Genomic DNA, 16,608 nt, shown 5'->3' on the forward strand with positions numbered 1-16,608 from the left:
CAATTCCATGTCATATGGCTTCAGCAGGTGATCGCAACCTCCCCTCCCGATTTTCTGATCTTGCCTCCAAGCCGGGCAGATCACAGTCCACTGGTTGGATCAACGGCGATCGCGAATGAGGCAGGAAATTCCATCAGAAATGGAATAGCCCGGCCAGGAACTCGTTGACGACGTCCTTGGGTAGCCGCCTGCGACTCCTGCCCGGAGAAACTCCACTTCGACCTGATCCCCCACCTCGGTGGCAAATGGCGCTAGTGGTTCAGATCGGTGCGCAGCGCCGCCGCACCGCGCAGGTAGACGTGCTTGACCGACGACCGGGGCAGATCCGTCTCCACGTGCGCCAGCAGCCGGATCACCCGCGGCATGGCGCCGGGCACCGCGATCTCGGTCGCCGACAGCAGCGGCACGTCCGACAGCCCTGCCTGGCGCGCGGCGTAGGCGGGGAACTCCGACGTGAGGTCGGGCGTCGCGGTGAGGACCACGCTGATCAGGTCGTCCGGGGTCAGCGCGTTGCGTTCCAGGACCTCGCGCACCAGCTCGGCCGTGGCCTCCAGCACCAGGTCGCGCGAGTCCGCGTCGATCTGCGTGGCTCCCCTGATCGCACGCACCGCCATGTCGACGACCCTACCGTCCTCTTGGGAGTCAGCCCTCCAGCACCATGTTGGGGTACCGCAGGGTGAGACCGAGCAGGTTCACGACGTAGGCCGCCCACCCGCCGCCGAGCAGCACGAGCCGCCGCTGGCCCAGCACGGTCGCGGTCTCGATCAGCACGTGCAGGCCGCTCGACCCGATGAACGCCAGGTCGGTCAGGTCGACCACCACGTCGCCGTCCCCGGCCGCGCAGGCCAGGGCCAGTTCCGACCGCAGCAGGTCGCTGGTGTTCAGGTCGACCTCACCGGTCAGCGTCACCACCGCGCCGTGGCGACGTACCTCCAGCAGGCCTGGTCCGGGTTCCATCGTGGGTGCCTCACGAGTCGGGAGACAACAGGTCGCGCACCGCCGCGAGCACGCGGAGCGGGTGTGCAGGTTTCGGTAGGTATGCATCGGCAACATCGGCGGCCGGCTCGATAGCCGAAACGGCTACCACCGGCACTCCGAACGTCCGCGCCTCCGCCGCGAACCTGGTCCCCTCGCCGCGGGACGTCAGCAGGTCGAGCACCGCCAGCGCCGGCGGGGACTCCAGTGCCGACTCGGCCGCCGCCACTGTCGTCACCAGTGTCGCGTCGTAGCCCTCGGCGCGCAGGAACGCCGCCAGCGACTGGCCGGAGAACCGGTCGCCGTCCACGAGCAGCACGCGCGGACGTCCCGACGGGGCGAGCACGTCCGGGACGGTCGACCAGATCCGCACGAGCGCGCGCACGACCGTGCCGGGCCAGGTCGGTCTGCCCGGCCGCACCTGGACCTCGTCGGCGATGCCGAACAGCAGGCGCAGGCCCAGTTCGGCGTAGCACCACGCCCGGTTCGCCGCCAGGATCGCCTTCGTGTGGCGGGTGTTCGCCACGAGGTCGTCGTCCTGGGCGAAGTCCAGGGCGAGGTGGAAGTGGTGGTGCGCCGATCCGCCGAGCCCGGCGTCGAAGGCGGCCCATCCCGCAAGCGCGTGCAGCTCCGCGACGGCACTGCGGAACTCGCGACGCACCGAGGCACTGGCCGCGTGCGCGAAAGCCTTGTCGCACCACGACAACAAGCATGAACTGAGTCTCATCACTCTGCGGGTCGGCAAACAGGGCCGAACGATCCCGCACGACAGGGCATTACGGTGTCAGGTCGGCCAGCAGGAGCCCGCTGCGCGGTTTCGGCGTGAAATACGTGCTCTTGCGCGGCATCTTGGTGCCCGCCAGCACTTCCCCGAGTGGCACCGGCGCGATGAGCAGCACCGCCTCCGCCTCCACCGACGGGTCCACGACCGGCCGCACACACGGGCTCTCCGGGTCGAGCCCCAGCGCCTCGTGCAGCAGCAACGACTCCACGACGGCGTGGTCGATCCCTTGTCCCTCAGGCAGTTCCACTCGCAGCACCTCGTCGGGGCAGCGCACCACGACCACGCCCGGCTCCGGATCGACGACGTACGGCAACGACGACACCCGCAGACCCACCCGTTCCCACGCCGTCACCAGATCGGACGCAGCCAACCCGGTGCCGGCGATCGCGCGGTGGATCGGCCCGACCCGCAGACCCGGCCCCGACGTGACGAGCGCCAGCAGCCCGGCGAGGCCCGCCTCCCTGGCCGCGGCGACGCGGTGGTTGCCGTCCGCCACGAGCAACGGGTGCGCTCCGGCCGCTTCGAGGAACGCCTCCTGCAACGCACCCTGCCCGACGAGCCACACCCAGTGCCGCCGCCCGCCGGAGTCCACAAGGGACACAGCGGGCTCTTCGGTCATGCCCAGCACCAGTTCGGTGAGCCCGTCGTGCGGGGTGATCGGGATGAGCATGGCCGCGCTCGTCGCGATGCCGAGCGAGGCCAGCACCCGGCCGCGTTCGGCGACCACGTCCGGGTAGACGTCCTCGGTGTGGGAGATCGCGTCCGGGTCGACCAGGCACAGCAGTCCGCACGCCGTGCCGTCCGGTCCGTCCACCCGGTACGGAGCGACCACGTCGGTGACTTCGCGGTAGGCCCGCCGGATCAGCACCGAGAGCTCGGCACGTGCGTGCGGCAGCGCGTCGAGCAGCCCGGTGCCCGCCGCCAGTGCCGCGGGCGTGCGGTGCGGGTGCTGGACGGCCAGCAACGTGCCGTGCGGGGCTCTGGCGAGCGCCGCGACGACCTGACCGGGTTCGGCGAACTCGTCGACGTCGGGACCGGGCACGCGTTCGCGCACCACCCACCCGCGTCGCACCGGGCGTACTCGCAATGACATCCACGTATCATGATCTGTGTGAACGTAGAGATCACGCCATTGCCGGGAATCGGCACGCGCCAGGACTTCATGATCCGCGCCGGACGCCGCGTCGGCGTGATCACCTACCGGGACGGCCGGTTCGAGCTCATCGTCTCCAAGGCCTCTGATCCCGATTCCTGTTCCGCCTCGATACCCCTCTCACCGGAAGAGGCGAACACCCTCGCGGGCCTGCTCGGCGCGCCGCAGCTCGTCGCCCACCTGCGCGAGGAGCACCGCGACATCACGGGCATCACGACCCGTCAGCTGCCGGTCACCGCGTTCGCGAACCGCACTCTGGGCGAGACCGCCCTGCGCACGAGGACCGGTGCGTCCATCGTGGCCGTCGTGCGCTCGGGCAACGCGCATCCGTCGCCCGGCCCCGACTTCCTGTTCGAGAACGGTGACCTCGCGGTCGTCGTCGGCACCGCGGAGGGCCTCGACGCCGCCGCTGAGATCCTCCACGGCGGTTAAGCACAGTGCACGAGACAACTCTGGCCATCATCCAGCTCGGCGCGGTCTTCTTCGGTCTAGGACTGCTCGGCCGCGTCGCACGGAGGATGGGCATTTCGCCGATCCCTCTTTACCTCATCGGTGGCCTGTGCTTCGGCGTCGGCGGCTTCTTGCCGTTACACGGCATCGACGAGTTCACGCACCTCGCCAGCGAGATCGGTGTGGTGCTGCTCCTGCTGTTGCTCGGCCTCGAGTACTCGGCGGCCGAGCTCACCACAGGCCTGAAGCGCTCGTGGATGGCGGGCGTGCTCGACCTGGTGCTGAACGCGGCACCGGGCGCGATCGCGGCGTTGCTGCTGGGCTGGGGCCCGGTCGGCGCGCTGGCGATGGCGGGCGTCACCTACATCTCCTCCTCCGGCATCGTCGCGAAGGTGCTCGGCGACCTGGGCCGGCTCGGCAACCGCGAGACGCCGGTCGTGCTGTCCGTGCTCGTGTTCGAGGACCTCGCGATGGCCGTGTACCTGCCGGTGCTCACTGCGGTGCTGTCGGGTGTGAGCTTCCTCGGCGGACTCACGTCGGTCGGCATCTCGTTGCTCGCGATCACCGTGGTTCTGGTGGTGGCGTTGAAGTACGGCCGGTTCATCTCGGCCATTGTGGACAGTCCGGACCACGAGGTGTTCCTGCTCAAGCTGCTCGGCTCGGCGTTGCTCGTGGCCGGTGTCGCGTCGCAGCTGCAGGTGTCGGCGGCGGTCGGCGCGTTCCTGCTCGGCATCGCGATCTCCGGCTCGACGGCGGAGAACGCGACGCGGCTCCTCGAACCGTTGCGCGACCTGTTCGCCGCGATGTTCTTCGTCGTGTTCGGACTGAACACCGACCCTCGCACGATTCCACCCGTTCTTGGAATCGCCGTGGCGCTGGCGGCCGTCACCACGCTGACGAAGGTCATCACCGGCTGGTGGGCGGCCCGCAGGCAGGGCATCGGCAAGATGGGCCGCATGCGTGCGGGAGTGGCGCTCGTGGCGCGCGGCGAGTTCTCCATCGTCATCGCCGGGCTGGCCGTGGCGTCCGGTCAGGTCAACGGCGACCTGGCGGCGCTGGCGACCGCGTACGTGCTGCTGATGGCGATCCTGGGGCCGATCGCGGCCAAGTACGTTGAGCCAATCGGTGAATTCTTTCAGCGCAGACGGCAAACGGTCTGAAACAACTGCCCCGATGTGACGACTCTCTAGTGAGGGCTAGACGGAGAGTAGGGGCGAATCGTCATGACCGAACCCGCGGAAGTGGAGACCACCGGCCGGTTCCTGGTGCTGCTGCAGGAAGACGCCATCGAGGAGGGGCTGGCCGAGCTCGGCGCGATCGCCGGGTTCGACCCGAACAGCGGCGATCTGGACGCGGAGACCGTGCAGGTCTTCCCGGAGCTCGGCGTCGCGGTGGTGTCCGCGGACCCGAACCTGCTGGCCGAGCTGAACGGCGCCGCCGAGCGCCCAGGCCCCGTCCAGATCGTCGAACCGGAACGCGTCGTGCACGCGTACGACGCCGCACCGGCGGAAGACGCCGACATCGAACCGGCGGCCGACGAGTCCGTGCTGACCTGGGGCCTGCAGGCGGTCGGCGCGGACATCAGCACGGCCACCGGCAAGGGCATCAAGATCGCAGTCCTGGACACGGGTTTCGAGAAGAACCACCCGGACTTCACGGGCCGCGCGATCACCACGAAGTCGTTCATCACGGGCGAGGACGTCCAGGACGGTCACGGCCACGGCACGCACTGCATCGGCACGTCCGCGGGCCCCCGCAAGCCCGCGACGGCCCCCGGCTACGGCGTGGCCCACGAGGCCGAGATCTTCGCCGGCAAGGTCCTGTCCAACGCGGGTTCCGGCTCCGACGGCGGCATCCTCGCGGGCATCGACTGGGCAGTGAGCAACGGCTGCGCGGTCATCTCGATGTCCCTGGGCGCGGACGTCCCGGTCGGCACCCCGCCGTCGCAGATCTACGAGACCGTGGCCCAGCGCGCCATGGCCAAGGGCACCCTGATCATCGCGGCCGCGGGCAACGCCTCCCAGCGCCCCGCGAAGATCGCCCCGGTGGGCCACCCGGCCCGCTGCGCGTCCATCATCGCGGTGGCGGCCATCGACGTGAACCGCCAGATCGCGTTCTTCTCGTCGGGCAGCGCGGACAAGATCGGCCAGATCGACGTGGCGGGCCCCGGCGTGGACGTGTACTCGTCCTTCAAGCTCCCGCAGAAGTACGCCCGCCTGCGCGGCACGTCCATGGCCACCCCGCACGCGGCAGGCGTAGCGGTCCTGATCGCGGAGAAGACCGGCGCCCGAGGCTTCGAACTCTGGGCCCGTCTGGCCCTGTCGTCCCTGCGGCTGCCGCTGCCGTCCACCGACGTCGGCGGCGGGCTAGTCCAGGCGCCATGACGACCTCGGTGGACCAGGTGATGGTCTCCGTGAAGGAAGGCAGCCTCCCGCAGGTCCTGAACGACCTGCGGGAGGCGGGCCTGGTGGTGGACACGGTCCTGGAAGCCCTGGGCGTCGTCACCGGCACCGTGGAGGTCCGAGTGATCCCGTCCCTGCTCCAGGTACCAGGCGTCCTGGACGTCGAACGGCAGTGGCGCGTGCAGCTCCCGCCCTACTGACTAGGCTCTGCGTCGACCCCATTCACGTCTGATCGAACACGTGTTCTAGGATGTGCGCGGGGTCACGTCGTTGCGCAGAGAGGAAACCTGATCGTGTCGGACACGCTCACCGAGGTGCAGGCAGTCGAGGAGCCCGTCGTGGAGGAAACTCCGGCGCCGGCCCCCGAAGCCGAGGCTCCGAAGCCGGTCGAGGCACCGAAGGCCGAAAAGCCGAAGCCCGCCCGCCCCAAGAGCACGGCGAAGAAGACCCGCACCGTGGAGCTCACCCTCACGGTGACCGGTACCGCCGAGGGCGAGTGGCAGGCCGACCTGGTCCACGGCACGCAGCGCGTGGTGTCGGGCCTGGTCATCCCGGCCATCGCCGTGGCCAAGGCGGCCAAGGAGCTGCACGAGGACATCGCGGAGGGCATCGAAACGGTGCTCGAGGCGGCGCGCGACCAGCACCGCACCCGCATGGAGGAGCTGGAAGCGGAGCTGGCCAAGGTGAAGGCCCAGCTGGCAGAGCTTTCCGAGTAAGACAGCACCACCCGCAGAAGGGGCGGTCCGCTCGATGCGGATCGCCCCTTTTCCGCATACCGAAAAGTACGCGGGGAGCTTTCGTACTCCAGGAGAGGACGAGAGGGCCCCGCGTGCCGTCTGGAACGGCTACCGAGGCTGAACTGTCAGGGTGTCACCAACGACCAGTGGAGCACCCGGTGCCGCGTTTGGCGCGAAAAGCACGTCCGGGCCGATAGATGGCCCGGACGTGCTTTTCGCGCCGAACAACAGGGGGCGACACGCCGAGACGAACCCTGACCGTTCAACCTCAGTGGCGGGACGGGTTCAGGAGGAGTTTGCCCGCGGTTTTGCGGGAGCGCAGGTCCTCGTGGGCCTGACGGATCTCACCCATGCCGTACTCGCCGCCGGGGATCGCCTTCAGCTTGCCGTCGACGACGAGCTGGAACAGTTCAGCCATCGCCCGATGCGCCAGAGTGCCGTGCTCCGCATCCCGAACCTTCAACGCGTGAGGCAACCACATACCCGCAACGGTCGTGGAGTGCACCAGCAACGCTCCGAGGTCAACCGGCTTCGGCCTCTCCCGCGAGGCCATCCCATAAAACGCAAGCCGACCAAACGGAGCCAACGCCACCAACGACTGATCAGTAGTAGCACCCCCAGTCATGTCCAGCACGACGTCAACCCGCCGCCCACCGTTGGCTTCCTTCAGCGCAGCAGTCATGTCCTCAGCACGCGAGTCGATCGCCACGTCAGCACCGAGGTCCAGGGCCAACTTCCGCTTGTCATCAGAAGAAGCCGTCGCGATGACTCGACCAGCACCCCACAACTTGGCCAGCTGCACCGCGATCGTGCCGACGCCACCGGCAGCCGCGTGCACGACAACCGACTCACCGGGCTCCATGTGAGTCGACTTCCGCAGCAGCAACCAGGCCGTGGCACCCTGCACGATCAACGACAGAGCGGTCAGGTCGTCCACGCCGTCCGGCACGTCGAACGTCGTCAACGCGGGCGCGACGGCCTTCTCCGCGTACCCGCCGGAGTTCTTCGTCAACGCGACCACGCGACGGCCGTCTTCGGTCGTGCCGACGACTTCGCCGCCGGGAACGAGCGGCAGCGTCATCTGCGCCAGGTACGAGTTCTCCGCCTGGTGCGTGTCCGCATAGTTCAGGCCTGCGCGCGAGACGTTGATCAGCACCTCGCCGTCGCCCGGCACCGGGTCGGGCAGCTCCACCTGTTGGAGCACCTCGGGTCCACCGAACTCGGTGATCTGGATGGCACGCACGTCAGCTCTCCTTGAGCGCGATCGAAACGGGGTCCTTGTGGGCGGCCTCGACGCGCGAGCCGTCGGCGGCGCGCGGGCCCGGCGGGTTGCGGAAGCCGAACGGCTCCGAGGCGCGGCCGGCCTGGACGAACCAGGCCTCGCCCGTTCCTGACCCCTCCACAATGGACATGAACGTGTCCACCACGGCCGACACCGGCAGGATCGGCATGCCGATCTCCTCCAGCGTCGAGCGCAGCGGCGTGATGATGTTGGTGTCCGCGAAGGCCGGGCACAGCGCGTTCACGCGGACGTCGGAGTACGCGCCGCCGAGAGAACGGACCAAGCCGACGACAGCGGCCTTGTTCGCACCGTATACAGGATCCCCCGGCATCGGCATGAGGCCTGCCATCGAGGCCGTCGCGATGATCTGCCCACCGCGTTCGCGCACCGCAGGCAGTGCGTAATGAATACCGTATACAACACCGTCGAGGTTGATGGCCATCGCACGGCGGTACGTCTCGACGTCGAAGTCGTCGCCCAGCGAGCACCCGGTGCCGATGCCGGCGTTGAGGAATGCAATATCCAGTCCACCGCATTCCCGCAACGCGACCTCGACCGCCGACGCGGAGTCCTCCGGCCGCGTCACGTCACAGCGCACGAACACGCCGCCGACCTCGTCCGCGACGACCTTGCCCTGGTCCACGTCGACGTCCGCGACCACGACCCGGACCCCGAGCGACGCCAGGCGCCGGGCGGACGCGGCACCGATGCCGTTCGCTCCACCGGTGATGAGCGCGACCTTGCCGGTGAGTTCCACGGGCATCTGCCTCCTCGCTGAGACGACTCTGGGACGACTTCTGGACGAACCCTGGGCCACATTCCGACCAGTCGGTATGGTCGTCCGCACAGCGCTGGACGTCAAGCGGACTGATAGGTACGTTACTAAGCGCTTGCTTAGCTCACCATCCCCCAGTGAAGGAGGACCCGTGGCCGACAGGGTTGCCATCGTCACCGGCGCGGCTCGCGGCATCGGTGCCGCCGTCGCCCAGCGTCTCGCCGCGGACGGCCTGGCCGTCGCGTTGCTCGACCTCGACGAGCAGGGCGTGCTCGACGGCGCCGACAAGATCGTCGCGGGCGGTGGGCGCGCCATCGGCCTCAAGGTCGACGTCTCCGACGAGGAGCAGGTCAACGCCGCGGTCGCGAGGGTCGCCGAGCAGCTCGGCGCGCCGACCGTGCTGATCAACAACGCCGGCGTGCTGCGCGACAACCTGCTGTTCAAGATGACCGCGAGCGACTGGGACACGGTCATGAACGTGCACCTGCGCGGCGCGTTCCTGATGAGCAAGGCCGTGCAGGCGTTCCAGACGAAAGAAGGCTTCGGCCGCATCGTCAACCTGTCGAGCACGAGCGCCCTCGGCAACCGCGGCCAGGCGAACTACTCCGCGGCCAAGGCGGGTCTGCAGGGCTTCACCAAGACCCTCGCGATCGAGCTCGGCAAGTTCGGCGTCACGGTCAACGCGATCGCGCCCGGTTTCATCGCCACCGAGATGACCAAGGCGACCGCCGAGCGCATGAAGATCTCGTTCGAGGACCTGATCAACGGCGCCGCGCAGACGATCCCGGTCGCGCGCGTCGGCCAGCCCGAGGACATCGCGCACACCGCGTCGTTCCTCGTCAGCGAGGGCGCCGGGTTCGTGTCCGGCCAGGTCATCTACGTCGCCGGCGGACCGAAGGACTGACGAATGCGCGCTTTCGAGAGCATCGACGAACTGGTCGCCGCGAAGGGCGAGCACCTCGGTTTCGGCGAGTGGCACGAGGTCACGCAGGAGCAGGTCAACCTGTTCGCCGACGCGACGCTGGACCACCAGTGGATCCACATCGACGTCGAGAAGGCGAAGCAGGGCCCGTTCGGCGGACCCGTGGCGCACGGCTACCTGACGCTGTCGCTGGTGCCGTACCTGGTGCGCGACATCTACACGGTCAAGAACATCAAGATGGGCGTCAACTACGGCAGCAACAAGGTCCGCTTCCCGCAGCCCGTGCTCGTCGGCGCGAGGGTCCGGGCGGGCGTCGAACTGCTGGACGTCACCGACATCGCACTCGGCAAGCAGCTCGTGACCAAGGTCGTCGTCGAGATCGAGGGCAACGACAAGCCCGCGTGCGTCGCCGAGATCGTCAGCGTCATTGTGCCTTGATCGAGTGGATCAGCAGATCCGCGTAGTGCTCCGCCAGCCGCCCGGCCGGGATCTCCCCGTCCGGGCGGTACCACGTGCCGAGGTGGTGCAGGGAGCCGAAGAAGTAGTGCGTGGCGAGGTCCGCGGGCACGTCGGCCCGGAAAACCCCGTCCCGCTGCCCTTCCTCGACGAGGCCGCGGAACTTCTCGTGGTAACGCCGCCGTTCCGCCCGCACCTCCTTCTGCTTCTCGGCGGAGAGGTGGTCGATCGACCGGAAGAACACCTTGGCGGCGTCGAAGTTGTCGACACTGGTGATGATCACGTCGATGGCCGCCTCCCGCAGCCGTTCGGTGATCGCCCCGTCGCCGTTCGCGATCTTCTCGAGCCGTTCGATCTGCATGCGCAGCAACCGCCCGTAGATCTCGTGCAGCAGATCGTCCTTCGACCCGAAGTAGTGGTACATCGCGCCTTTGGTGACACCGGCGCGCTCCACGATCTCCTGCACGGCGACCCGCTCGTACCCCTTGTCCGCGAACAGGCGGGTGGCGGCGTCGATCAGTCTTTCAGGCACGGTCACGACCGGAGCGTACCTTCCGACCGAGGAGAATCCTGGCAATGATCAGTGGATGGACGGCGGTCGTCGACCGCGGCGACCTCACCAAAACCGAAGTGCTGCACGACGAACGCTCCACCGAGCTGGGCGACTGCGAGATCCTGCTGCGCGTCAGCCACGTCGGCCTCACCGCCAACAACGTCACCTACGGCGTGATCGGCGACCTCATCGGCTACTGGAAGTTCTTCCCGGTCGACGCGGAAGGCCGGGGCGTCATCCCGGTGTGGGGCTTCGCCGACGTCGTCGACTCCACATTGGACGCCATCCCCACCGGCACCCGCGTCTACGGCTACCTGCCGATGGCCAGCCACCTCGTCGTGCGCGCCAAGCTGACGTCGTCCGGCTTCGTCGACACGGCCGACCACCGCGCCGAGCTCCCGGCCGTCTACAACAGCTACCTCGTGACGTCCCAGGACCCCGCCTACGACCCGGAGCAGGAAGACCTCCAGGTCCTCTACCGCCCGCTGTTCATGACGTCGTTCCTGCTCGCCGACCAGCTGGCGGACAACGACTTCCACGGCGCCCGCACGGTCGTGCTCTCCTCTGCGTCCAGCAAGACGGCGTTCGGCACCGCGCAGTGCCTGCGCGGTTCCGGCGTACGGCTGGTCGGCCTCACGTCACCGCGGAACGTGGCGTTCACCGAGAGCCTCGGCCTCTACGACACCGTGCTCCCCTACGACGCCCAGGTCGACGTCGAACCTTCGGTGTACCTCGACTTCAGCGGCTCGGCCGACCTGCGCTCGGCGCTGCACGACCGCCTGGGTTCGTCGCTGGTGAAGGACATCTCGATCGGCCTCACCCAGCAGAAGGCCTCGGCGGATCCGCGCTCGGAGTTCTTCTTCGCACCGGAGCAGCTGCGCAAGCGCACCACCGACTGGGGCCCTGACGGCTTCGCGCAGCGCTTCGGCACGGCGTGGCGCGCGTTCACCGCTCAGGCGGGCGACTGGGTCGGCATCGCACACCACAGCGGCCCTGACGAGCTCGTCGAGGTGTGGCAGGCCGTGCTGGCGGGCAAGGCCAACCCCAACACGGCCGACGTCATCACCTTCTGAACAAGTCCCCGCTCTTCACCTCAGCGAGGAACGCACCCCAGGCGGGCGCCGCGACAGTGGCGTCCGCCAGGCCCTTCGAGTCACGGATGCGAGCAGCGGAACCGTCCAGGGCGATCTCCACGCAGTCGCTGTTCTCTGCGCCGTTGCTGCGGCTGCTCTTGCGCCACACAGCAGACACGTCGATCCCTACCTCTCAGCAGCCAACCTCCCGATCCACTCGGCGGACTCGTCCGGCGTCAGCGCCAGCTTCGAGAGGTGCTTGAAGACAAGTTTACTGGCCTTCACCTGCTCAACGTCTTCGACGTGCGCGGCACCAGCAGGATGCTCGACGTACAGCACCGTCATGTCACCGGGGTAGGCGAAGTCCAGCAGGAGGAACGCGCCGTTGTGCCCGTCATTCAAGCCTGCGGTGTTCGGCAGGACCTGCACAGTCACGTTTGGGTGCATGCCCATTTCGTTGATGTGCAGCAACTGCTCGCGGTCCGCCTGCGGGAAGGCAGCCTCGGCGATGACCGCGTGGTACTCGAGCGCCTCATCGCCGACCAGCCGCTGCTTCCGCCGCACTCGAACAGCGACCTGATTTTCGATCCACTTCCGCGACCGCTGGACCTGCCACCCATGGAACACCGCACGCATGTAGCTCTCGGTCTGCAACAAACCAGGGATGTAGCCGAGGGAGAATGCACTCACCCTGATGGCGTCGTGTTCCAGGCTGATGTAGCCGTGATCTTCGAGGCCGTAGGGATGCCACCAGCCTTTCTCACTGGCACGCTCCCACATGTCTATGTACGGCGTCTCTTCCGCGACGACGACGCCGTAGAGGTCGAGCATTGCGCGCAGGCCGTGGTACTCCGGCAGCTGCCCGTTCTCGATGCGGCTGAGCTTCTGGTAGTTGTACCGGAGCCGGTAGGCGGCCTCCCGCTGACTCAGCCCGCTCCGTTCACGCAGCCTCTTGAGCGCCTCACCGAGGCGGACCTGCCGGAACGTGGGGTCGGACATAGCCCAAACGTTACGGATCAGATCTGACATTCGTGAATCACGCTGGCGAGGTCTGATGAGGACCGTCCAAGCCATGGAGTACGTCCACCGCATCCAGTACCACCGCCGCAGCCGGAACGGCCGGTTGACGCTCGCCTACGTCGAGAACGTGGAAGATCATGGTTGGTACATAAAGAAAGAAGCCGGCTGGAAGTCCCGCTACACGATCGCCTGCGCCACCGAATACCTGGCGCGGGTGTCGGCGGACGCGGGCACGTTCGCGATCACCGTGTGGAGGGACTCAACGCGAGTCTGCACGGTCGGCGTCGACTGGAATCCTTCGAACAGGTGAAATCAGCTCGGCCAGCAGACCTGCGATGTTGTAGGCGTCGTCGTGGCCCCGGTGGTGGGTGCCGTCGAGCTGGTGTCCGGCGATGCGCAGTGCCTCAGCCATTCCGACCTCTCGCGGCAGCGCATGCGACAGAGCGAAGAGCGTCTTGACGTTGACGTGCCTGGGCCCGAACGGGTACCCCACGCCGACCGCCGCACATTGCCGCTCGAACATCTTCCGGTCGTAGTCACCGTACGAAGCCCACACCCGGCGATCCGACCGGAACTCCTTGCGCAGCACCGCACACGACTCGGCGAACGAGACACCGCCATCGACGTCGGACTGCGTCAGCGTCGTCAGCCGCGTGCAGAAGGCACTCACGCTCGACCGCGCAGGCCGCACGAGCACACTGCGCCGCTCGCCCCGCACTCCGGAACCCACCTCCAACGGGCAGATCCCGATCTCGATGATCTCCGGGACCTGACCGGGCGGCGGAGATCCTTCCCAACACGTCGACTCCACGTCGACGACCAGCACCTGATCCAGTGACATCACGTGCTGATCGTCCCGGACGTGTCCACCGACTTACTTGGAGGGTTTCCAAGCGGTACCAATGGAGTCGTGCAGGAACAGCTCGTTCAGGCCGGCATCAGGTTCCGGCAGTGGATGCACGAGAACCTCGCCCACGCAGCCCGTCACTTCCGGCTCGCCGTCACCGGTCCGCCCAAGCTCGGCTGGATGGACCGGTCGATCGGTGCCCCCGTCGAAGGACCGCTCTGGCTCCGGGTCGTGTCCGAGGAAAGGCAGTGGGTCGGCGACACCCTGTGGACCGGCAACCTCGCCGCCAACGTGTTCGCCACGCTGCGAAAACCTCGCGTTCTCGACATCTACGAGTGGGAGGACTGGCGGCAGCAGCGAGCCGAGTTGATGACTCTGATGCCGGGTTCGCCCTGCTCCGTCACCGAAGCCTTACGCATGCCGGACGAGTGGTGGATCGACCTGCGCAGGACGACGGACGTCATCGCGGCGACGCCCACCGATCGCGTCAACACGGACCAGGGCGAGGTCAGCGGCCGGATCCAGCACCACTACGGGAACTCGGTGAACCCGACCGTGCACCAGTGGGAGACGGCGCACGGAAAGCTGCACTGGGCGAACCTGATGGCGCCGGACTTCGGGCTGCTCGACTGGCAGCAGTGGGGCCGCGCCCCCGCTGGGACGGACGCGGCCACCTTGCTTTGCGACAGTCTTGTGGTGCCAGAACTTGCTGAACGGGTGCGTGACGTCTTCGCCGACGTGCTCGACTCGGACGCCGGGCAGCTCGCCCAGCTCCACGTCGCGGCCCGTGCCAGACGATGACACCTTCTGACCGTCATCGCGCGTGTTTCTCGAAGAGCGCTTCGAAGGCGTCGAGCACGGCCGGGACGCTGAACTTCGCCGCGGCCGTGCCGTCGGAGACCGGCGGCTCGTCGCGCAACGACCGCAGCCCGGCGGTGATCGCGGCCGCGTCCCCGGGAGGAACGATGAGCCCGAAACCGGTTTCCCGCACCGGGATGCGCACGCCGGGCAGGTCGCTCGCCAGGACCGGCACCCCCGCCAGCATGGCGACGACCTGCACGATGCCGAACGCTTCGAAGGCGTTCACCGAGGGGAGCGCGAACACGTCCAGGGAGGCGTAGAAGTCGGCGAGGTCCTCGTCGGGCACGAACCCGAGGAGCTTGATCCGCGGGTCGCCGTCGATGTGCTCCCGCACGCGGGCGATGACACTGCCGCCCGCGACGTTGCCGAAGTCGCCACCGATCAGCAGCCGCGCGGACGGGTCGTTCAACGCGCGGAAACCGTCGACCAGGTGCTCGACGCCCTTCTCCTCCACGATCCGGCCGAGGAACCCGACGTGCAGGCCGTCGCCGTCGCGGAACCGCGGTGCGCCTTCCGGAACCGGGCGGCAGGGCGGTGGCACGGCGGCCATGTGCGGCTGGATCGACGGCCACAGCCTGCTCTCCCGCGCGTAGTCCTCGCTCGTCACCGCGACGGCCGCCGCACGGCGCATGGCCAGCCGGCTGGACGCGTCGATCACCTTGCCCTGCACCGAGTTCACCAGGCCAGGTGGGAGGCTGACGTCGCAGTGGTAGGTCACGACGACCGGGCACTCGGCGAGTGCCGCGACCGGACCGGCCTCCAGCATCGGCAGGTGGAGGTTGAGCACGCGGGAGTTCGCCGAGGCCTCACGCACCATCGTGGCGAACGCCGGGCTGATCACGCCTTTGCCGAACCGGGCGAGCACCGGTGCGCGGCTCACCCGCACACCGTTGATCGTTTCCTCGTGCGGCAGCATCGGGTCGTGCCGGGTGGTGACGACGCGGACGCGTTTTCCGCGTTCGGCGAGCCCCTCCGCGACGTCCCGCGCGAAGTTGGTCAGGCCCGACACGTACGGCGAGTAGTAGGTCAGGGCGATGACGAGGTCGTCGAGCACAGTTCGCTCTCCTGTCGTGAGGAAGTGAGCAGCCGGAGGCCGGTCAGCCAACCGGCGAGCGATCCGGCGAGGAACGCGATCTCCGCGCGGAGCAACAGGTCCGGGATGAGCGCGAACGTCACGGCCGCGACCAGAACACCCGCGAGCCAGCTCCACGCGACTCGGCTGTGCAACGCGCTCGCCACCAGCGCCTGGGTCGTGACGATCAACCCGAGGTGGGCGACGACACCGAGCGCGACCAGCGCCAGATCCACAGGGGACACGGCGTAGAGAGGTCCGAACACGAGTCGCACCAGCCACGGGCCGATCGTGAACGCCAGCGCGACGCCTGCGGCACCGATGAGCGCGAGCACGGCGGCCAGACGTGTTGCGACGGCGCGCGCCGGCTTGCCGGTGATCACCGGCAACAGCGCCGTCTGCAGCGGGACCGCGACGAACAGCGGAACCCTGGCGAGGAGGAAGGCGGCGAGGAACACGCCGGCCCTGGCACGTTCGCCCGGAGCGGCGACCGCGGTCACCAGCACCGGAATGCCGTTCAGCAGCAGCTGCGCACACACAGATCCGACGAGCAACGGTGCTACCGCGCGCGCGACGTCGCGCGCGGGCACCTCACTCTCTCCCTGCCACCAGAGGCCGGCCAGCACCGGCAGATGGGCGACCGCGACCGCTGCCACGAGCGTCCACTCGAACTGTGCGCTCGTGGTCGCTCCGAGCCATCCGGCGAGCAACGCGAACACCACGCGCAAGGCGGTGTCGACGACCAGCAGACCGCCGTGCCACGCCAGCCTCCCGCTGCCGATCAGCACACCCCGCACCAGGAACTGTGCCGCGGACAGGAAGCACAGCACCACGACGGCCGGGGACACGAACACCGCCAACGCGCACTCGACGACCGCCATGGCGAGCGCGACCACGGCGGCCGAACGCAGCGCGCGAGGACCGAGGCGCGCCAGTTCCTGTTCCACCGGAAGGAAAGCACCGAATCCGACGAGCAGCGCGATCGACCAGAAAGCGCCGAAGTCGCTGTACTCCGCGGGTGAGACGTTGCGTGCGACAACCGCGAGGTAGGTGTTGATCAGAAGCCCGGACAGGACGACGCACACCCCGACGAAGCTGAGCGCACGAACCATGGGCGGCACGATATCCGCCACGACTTGGCGATTTTCCCGTCCGAAACACAAATCCGGGGTATGGCAACGCGAACGTAGCAAAGCGGGGTGCGCTCGGGCTCGTCGTGTAACCGGCGGTGGCTAGCTTCTGACGC

22 protein-coding genes are annotated in these 16,608 nt (G+C 68.2%); 10 read left to right on the top strand and 12 right to left on the bottom strand.

The window, feature by feature from the left end; all coding sequences use genetic code 11:
• Positions 1 to 251 precede the first annotated feature (251 nt).
• The 4 genes from aroH to ACFOWZ_RS23585 form a co-directional block, all read right to left on the bottom strand.
• Positions 252 to 614, bottom strand: a complete 363-nt coding sequence (gene aroH / locus ACFOWZ_RS23570; RefSeq protein ID WP_030469072.1) for a chorismate mutase — start codon at positions 612 to 614, stop codon at positions 252 to 254.
• A gap of 28 nt (positions 615 to 642) precedes the next feature.
• Positions 643 to 957, bottom strand: a complete 315-nt coding sequence (locus ACFOWZ_RS23575; protein ID WP_382375887.1) for an STAS domain-containing protein — start codon at positions 955 to 957, stop codon at positions 643 to 645.
• A gap of 10 nt (positions 958 to 967) precedes the next feature.
• Positions 968 to 1,636 carry a response regulator transcription factor gene (locus tag ACFOWZ_RS23580; RefSeq protein WP_382375889.1) on the bottom strand — a complete coding sequence of 223 codons (669 nt, stop codon included), beginning with the start codon at positions 1,634 to 1,636 and terminating at the stop codon, positions 968 to 970.
• Positions 1,637 to 1,751: 115 nt separating this feature from the next.
• The gene (locus tag ACFOWZ_RS23585) at positions 1,752 to 2,852 is read right to left on the bottom strand and encodes a DUF1015 family protein (RefSeq protein WP_382375891.1); all 1,101 of its coding nucleotides are present in this window, start codon (positions 2,850 to 2,852) and stop codon (positions 1,752 to 1,754) included.
• Positions 2,853 to 2,870: 18 nt separating this feature from the next.
• On the opposite strand from ACFOWZ_RS23585, the gene ACFOWZ_RS23590 reads away from it, so the two are divergent.
• From ACFOWZ_RS23590 to ACFOWZ_RS23610, 5 genes are all read left to right on the top strand, one after another.
• Positions 2,871 to 3,344 carry a cation:proton antiporter regulatory subunit gene (locus ACFOWZ_RS23590; RefSeq protein ID WP_382375893.1) on the top strand — a complete coding sequence of 158 codons (474 nt, stop codon included), beginning with the start codon at positions 2,871 to 2,873 and terminating at the stop codon, positions 3,342 to 3,344.
• 5 nt (positions 3,345 to 3,349) lie between these two features.
• Positions 3,350 to 4,522 (top strand): cation:proton antiporter, encoded by a 1,173-nt coding sequence (locus tag ACFOWZ_RS23595; protein ID WP_382375895.1) that lies wholly within the window; start codon positions 3,350 to 3,352, stop codon positions 4,520 to 4,522.
• A 63-nt stretch (positions 4,523 to 4,585) separates the two neighbouring features.
• Complete coding sequence (locus ACFOWZ_RS23600; RefSeq protein ID WP_382375897.1) at positions 4,586 to 5,746, top strand: S8 family peptidase; 1,161 nt, start codon at positions 4,586 to 4,588, stop codon at positions 5,744 to 5,746.
• Complete coding sequence (locus ACFOWZ_RS23605) at positions 5,743 to 5,964, top strand: hypothetical protein (RefSeq protein WP_382375899.1); 222 nt, start codon at positions 5,743 to 5,745, stop codon at positions 5,962 to 5,964. The genes ACFOWZ_RS23600 and ACFOWZ_RS23605 overlap by 4 nt, the downstream gene beginning before the upstream one ends.
• Before the next feature lie 93 nt (positions 5,965 to 6,057).
• The gene (locus ACFOWZ_RS23610; protein WP_372497422.1) at positions 6,058 to 6,480 is read left to right on the top strand and encodes a DUF6319 family protein; all 423 of its coding nucleotides are present in this window, start codon (positions 6,058 to 6,060) and stop codon (positions 6,478 to 6,480) included.
• A gap of 289 nt (positions 6,481 to 6,769) precedes the next feature.
• Here the strand turns inward: ACFOWZ_RS23610 and ACFOWZ_RS23615 are convergent, their stop codons facing one another.
• Together ACFOWZ_RS23615 and ACFOWZ_RS23620 are read right to left on the bottom strand one after the other, a co-directional pair.
• Complete coding sequence (locus ACFOWZ_RS23615; protein ID WP_382375901.1) at positions 6,770 to 7,744, bottom strand: quinone oxidoreductase family protein; 975 nt, start codon at positions 7,742 to 7,744, stop codon at positions 6,770 to 6,772.
• A 1-nt stretch (position 7,745) separates the two neighbouring features.
• Positions 7,746 to 8,546 carry an SDR family NAD(P)-dependent oxidoreductase gene (locus ACFOWZ_RS23620; RefSeq protein ID WP_382375903.1) on the bottom strand — a complete coding sequence of 267 codons (801 nt, stop codon included), beginning with the start codon at positions 8,544 to 8,546 and terminating at the stop codon, positions 7,746 to 7,748.
• Between the two features lie 163 nt (positions 8,547 to 8,709).
• On the opposite strand from ACFOWZ_RS23620, the gene ACFOWZ_RS23625 reads away from it, so the two are divergent.
• Complete coding sequence (locus tag ACFOWZ_RS23625; RefSeq protein WP_382375905.1) at positions 8,710 to 9,462, top strand: SDR family oxidoreductase; 753 nt, start codon at positions 8,710 to 8,712, stop codon at positions 9,460 to 9,462.
• A gap of 3 nt (positions 9,463 to 9,465) precedes the next feature.
• Positions 9,466 to 9,918: a MaoC family dehydratase gene (locus tag ACFOWZ_RS23630; RefSeq protein ID WP_382375907.1), complete on the top strand. Its 453-nt coding sequence runs from the start codon at positions 9,466 to 9,468 to the stop codon at positions 9,916 to 9,918.
• On the opposite strand, the gene ACFOWZ_RS23635 is transcribed toward ACFOWZ_RS23630, so the two are convergent.
• Complete coding sequence (locus ACFOWZ_RS23635) at positions 9,905 to 10,474, bottom strand: TetR/AcrR family transcriptional regulator (RefSeq protein WP_236703781.1); 570 nt, start codon at positions 10,472 to 10,474, stop codon at positions 9,905 to 9,907. The two genes, ACFOWZ_RS23630 and ACFOWZ_RS23635, sit on opposite strands and share 14 nt — an antisense overlap.
• Before the next feature lie 38 nt (positions 10,475 to 10,512).
• Here ACFOWZ_RS23635 and ACFOWZ_RS23640 point away from each other — a divergent pair, with 38 nt between their 5' ends.
• A complete protein-coding gene (locus ACFOWZ_RS23640; RefSeq protein ID WP_382375910.1) occupies positions 10,513 to 11,562 on the top strand; it encodes a DUF2855 family protein in 1,050 nt (349 codons plus the stop codon).
• Here ACFOWZ_RS23640 and ACFOWZ_RS23645 read toward each other — a convergent pair.
• Both ACFOWZ_RS23645 and ACFOWZ_RS23650 read right to left on the bottom strand, forming a co-directional pair.
• Positions 11,552 to 11,740, bottom strand: a complete 189-nt coding sequence (locus ACFOWZ_RS23645; protein ID WP_382375912.1) for a DUF397 domain-containing protein — start codon at positions 11,738 to 11,740, stop codon at positions 11,552 to 11,554. The genes ACFOWZ_RS23640 and ACFOWZ_RS23645 overlap by 11 nt on opposite strands.
• A gap of 8 nt (positions 11,741 to 11,748) precedes the next feature.
• Positions 11,749 to 12,561, bottom strand: coding sequence for a helix-turn-helix domain-containing protein (locus ACFOWZ_RS23650; RefSeq protein WP_382375914.1), 813 nt, complete (start codon positions 12,559 to 12,561; stop codon positions 11,749 to 11,751).
• Positions 12,562 to 12,616: 55 nt separating this feature from the next.
• Between ACFOWZ_RS23650 and ACFOWZ_RS23655 the strand changes: the two genes are divergently transcribed.
• Complete coding sequence (locus tag ACFOWZ_RS23655; protein ID WP_382375916.1) at positions 12,617 to 12,892, top strand: hypothetical protein; 276 nt, start codon at positions 12,617 to 12,619, stop codon at positions 12,890 to 12,892.
• On the opposite strand, the gene ACFOWZ_RS23660 is transcribed toward ACFOWZ_RS23655, so the two are convergent.
• Positions 12,842 to 13,423, bottom strand: a complete 582-nt coding sequence (locus ACFOWZ_RS23660) for an exonuclease domain-containing protein (RefSeq protein WP_382376050.1) — start codon at positions 13,421 to 13,423, stop codon at positions 12,842 to 12,844. The two genes, ACFOWZ_RS23655 and ACFOWZ_RS23660, sit on opposite strands and share 51 nt — an antisense overlap.
• Before the next feature lie 69 nt (positions 13,424 to 13,492).
• Here ACFOWZ_RS23660 and ACFOWZ_RS23665 point away from each other — a divergent pair, with 69 nt between their 5' ends.
• Positions 13,493 to 14,230, top strand: a complete 738-nt coding sequence (locus ACFOWZ_RS23665; RefSeq protein WP_382375918.1) for an aminoglycoside phosphotransferase — start codon at positions 13,493 to 13,495, stop codon at positions 14,228 to 14,230.
• A 13-nt stretch (positions 14,231 to 14,243) separates the two neighbouring features.
• On the opposite strand, the gene ACFOWZ_RS23670 is transcribed toward ACFOWZ_RS23665, so the two are convergent.
• The gene (locus ACFOWZ_RS23670) at positions 14,244 to 15,344 is read right to left on the bottom strand and encodes a glycosyltransferase family 4 protein (protein ID WP_382375920.1); all 1,101 of its coding nucleotides are present in this window, start codon (positions 15,342 to 15,344) and stop codon (positions 14,244 to 14,246) included.
• On the bottom strand, positions 15,317 to 16,474 hold the full coding sequence (locus tag ACFOWZ_RS23675) for a lipopolysaccharide biosynthesis protein (protein WP_382375922.1): 1,158 nt from the start codon (positions 16,472 to 16,474) through the stop codon (positions 15,317 to 15,319). Before ACFOWZ_RS23675 ends, ACFOWZ_RS23670 begins: the two co-directional genes overlap by 28 nt.
• Positions 16,475 to 16,608 lie beyond the last annotated feature (134 nt).

It is taken from the genome of Lentzea rhizosphaerae (assembly GCF_042649515.1).
Lineage (GTDB): Bacteria > Actinomycetota > Actinomycetes > Mycobacteriales > Pseudonocardiaceae > Lentzea > Lentzea aerocolonigenes.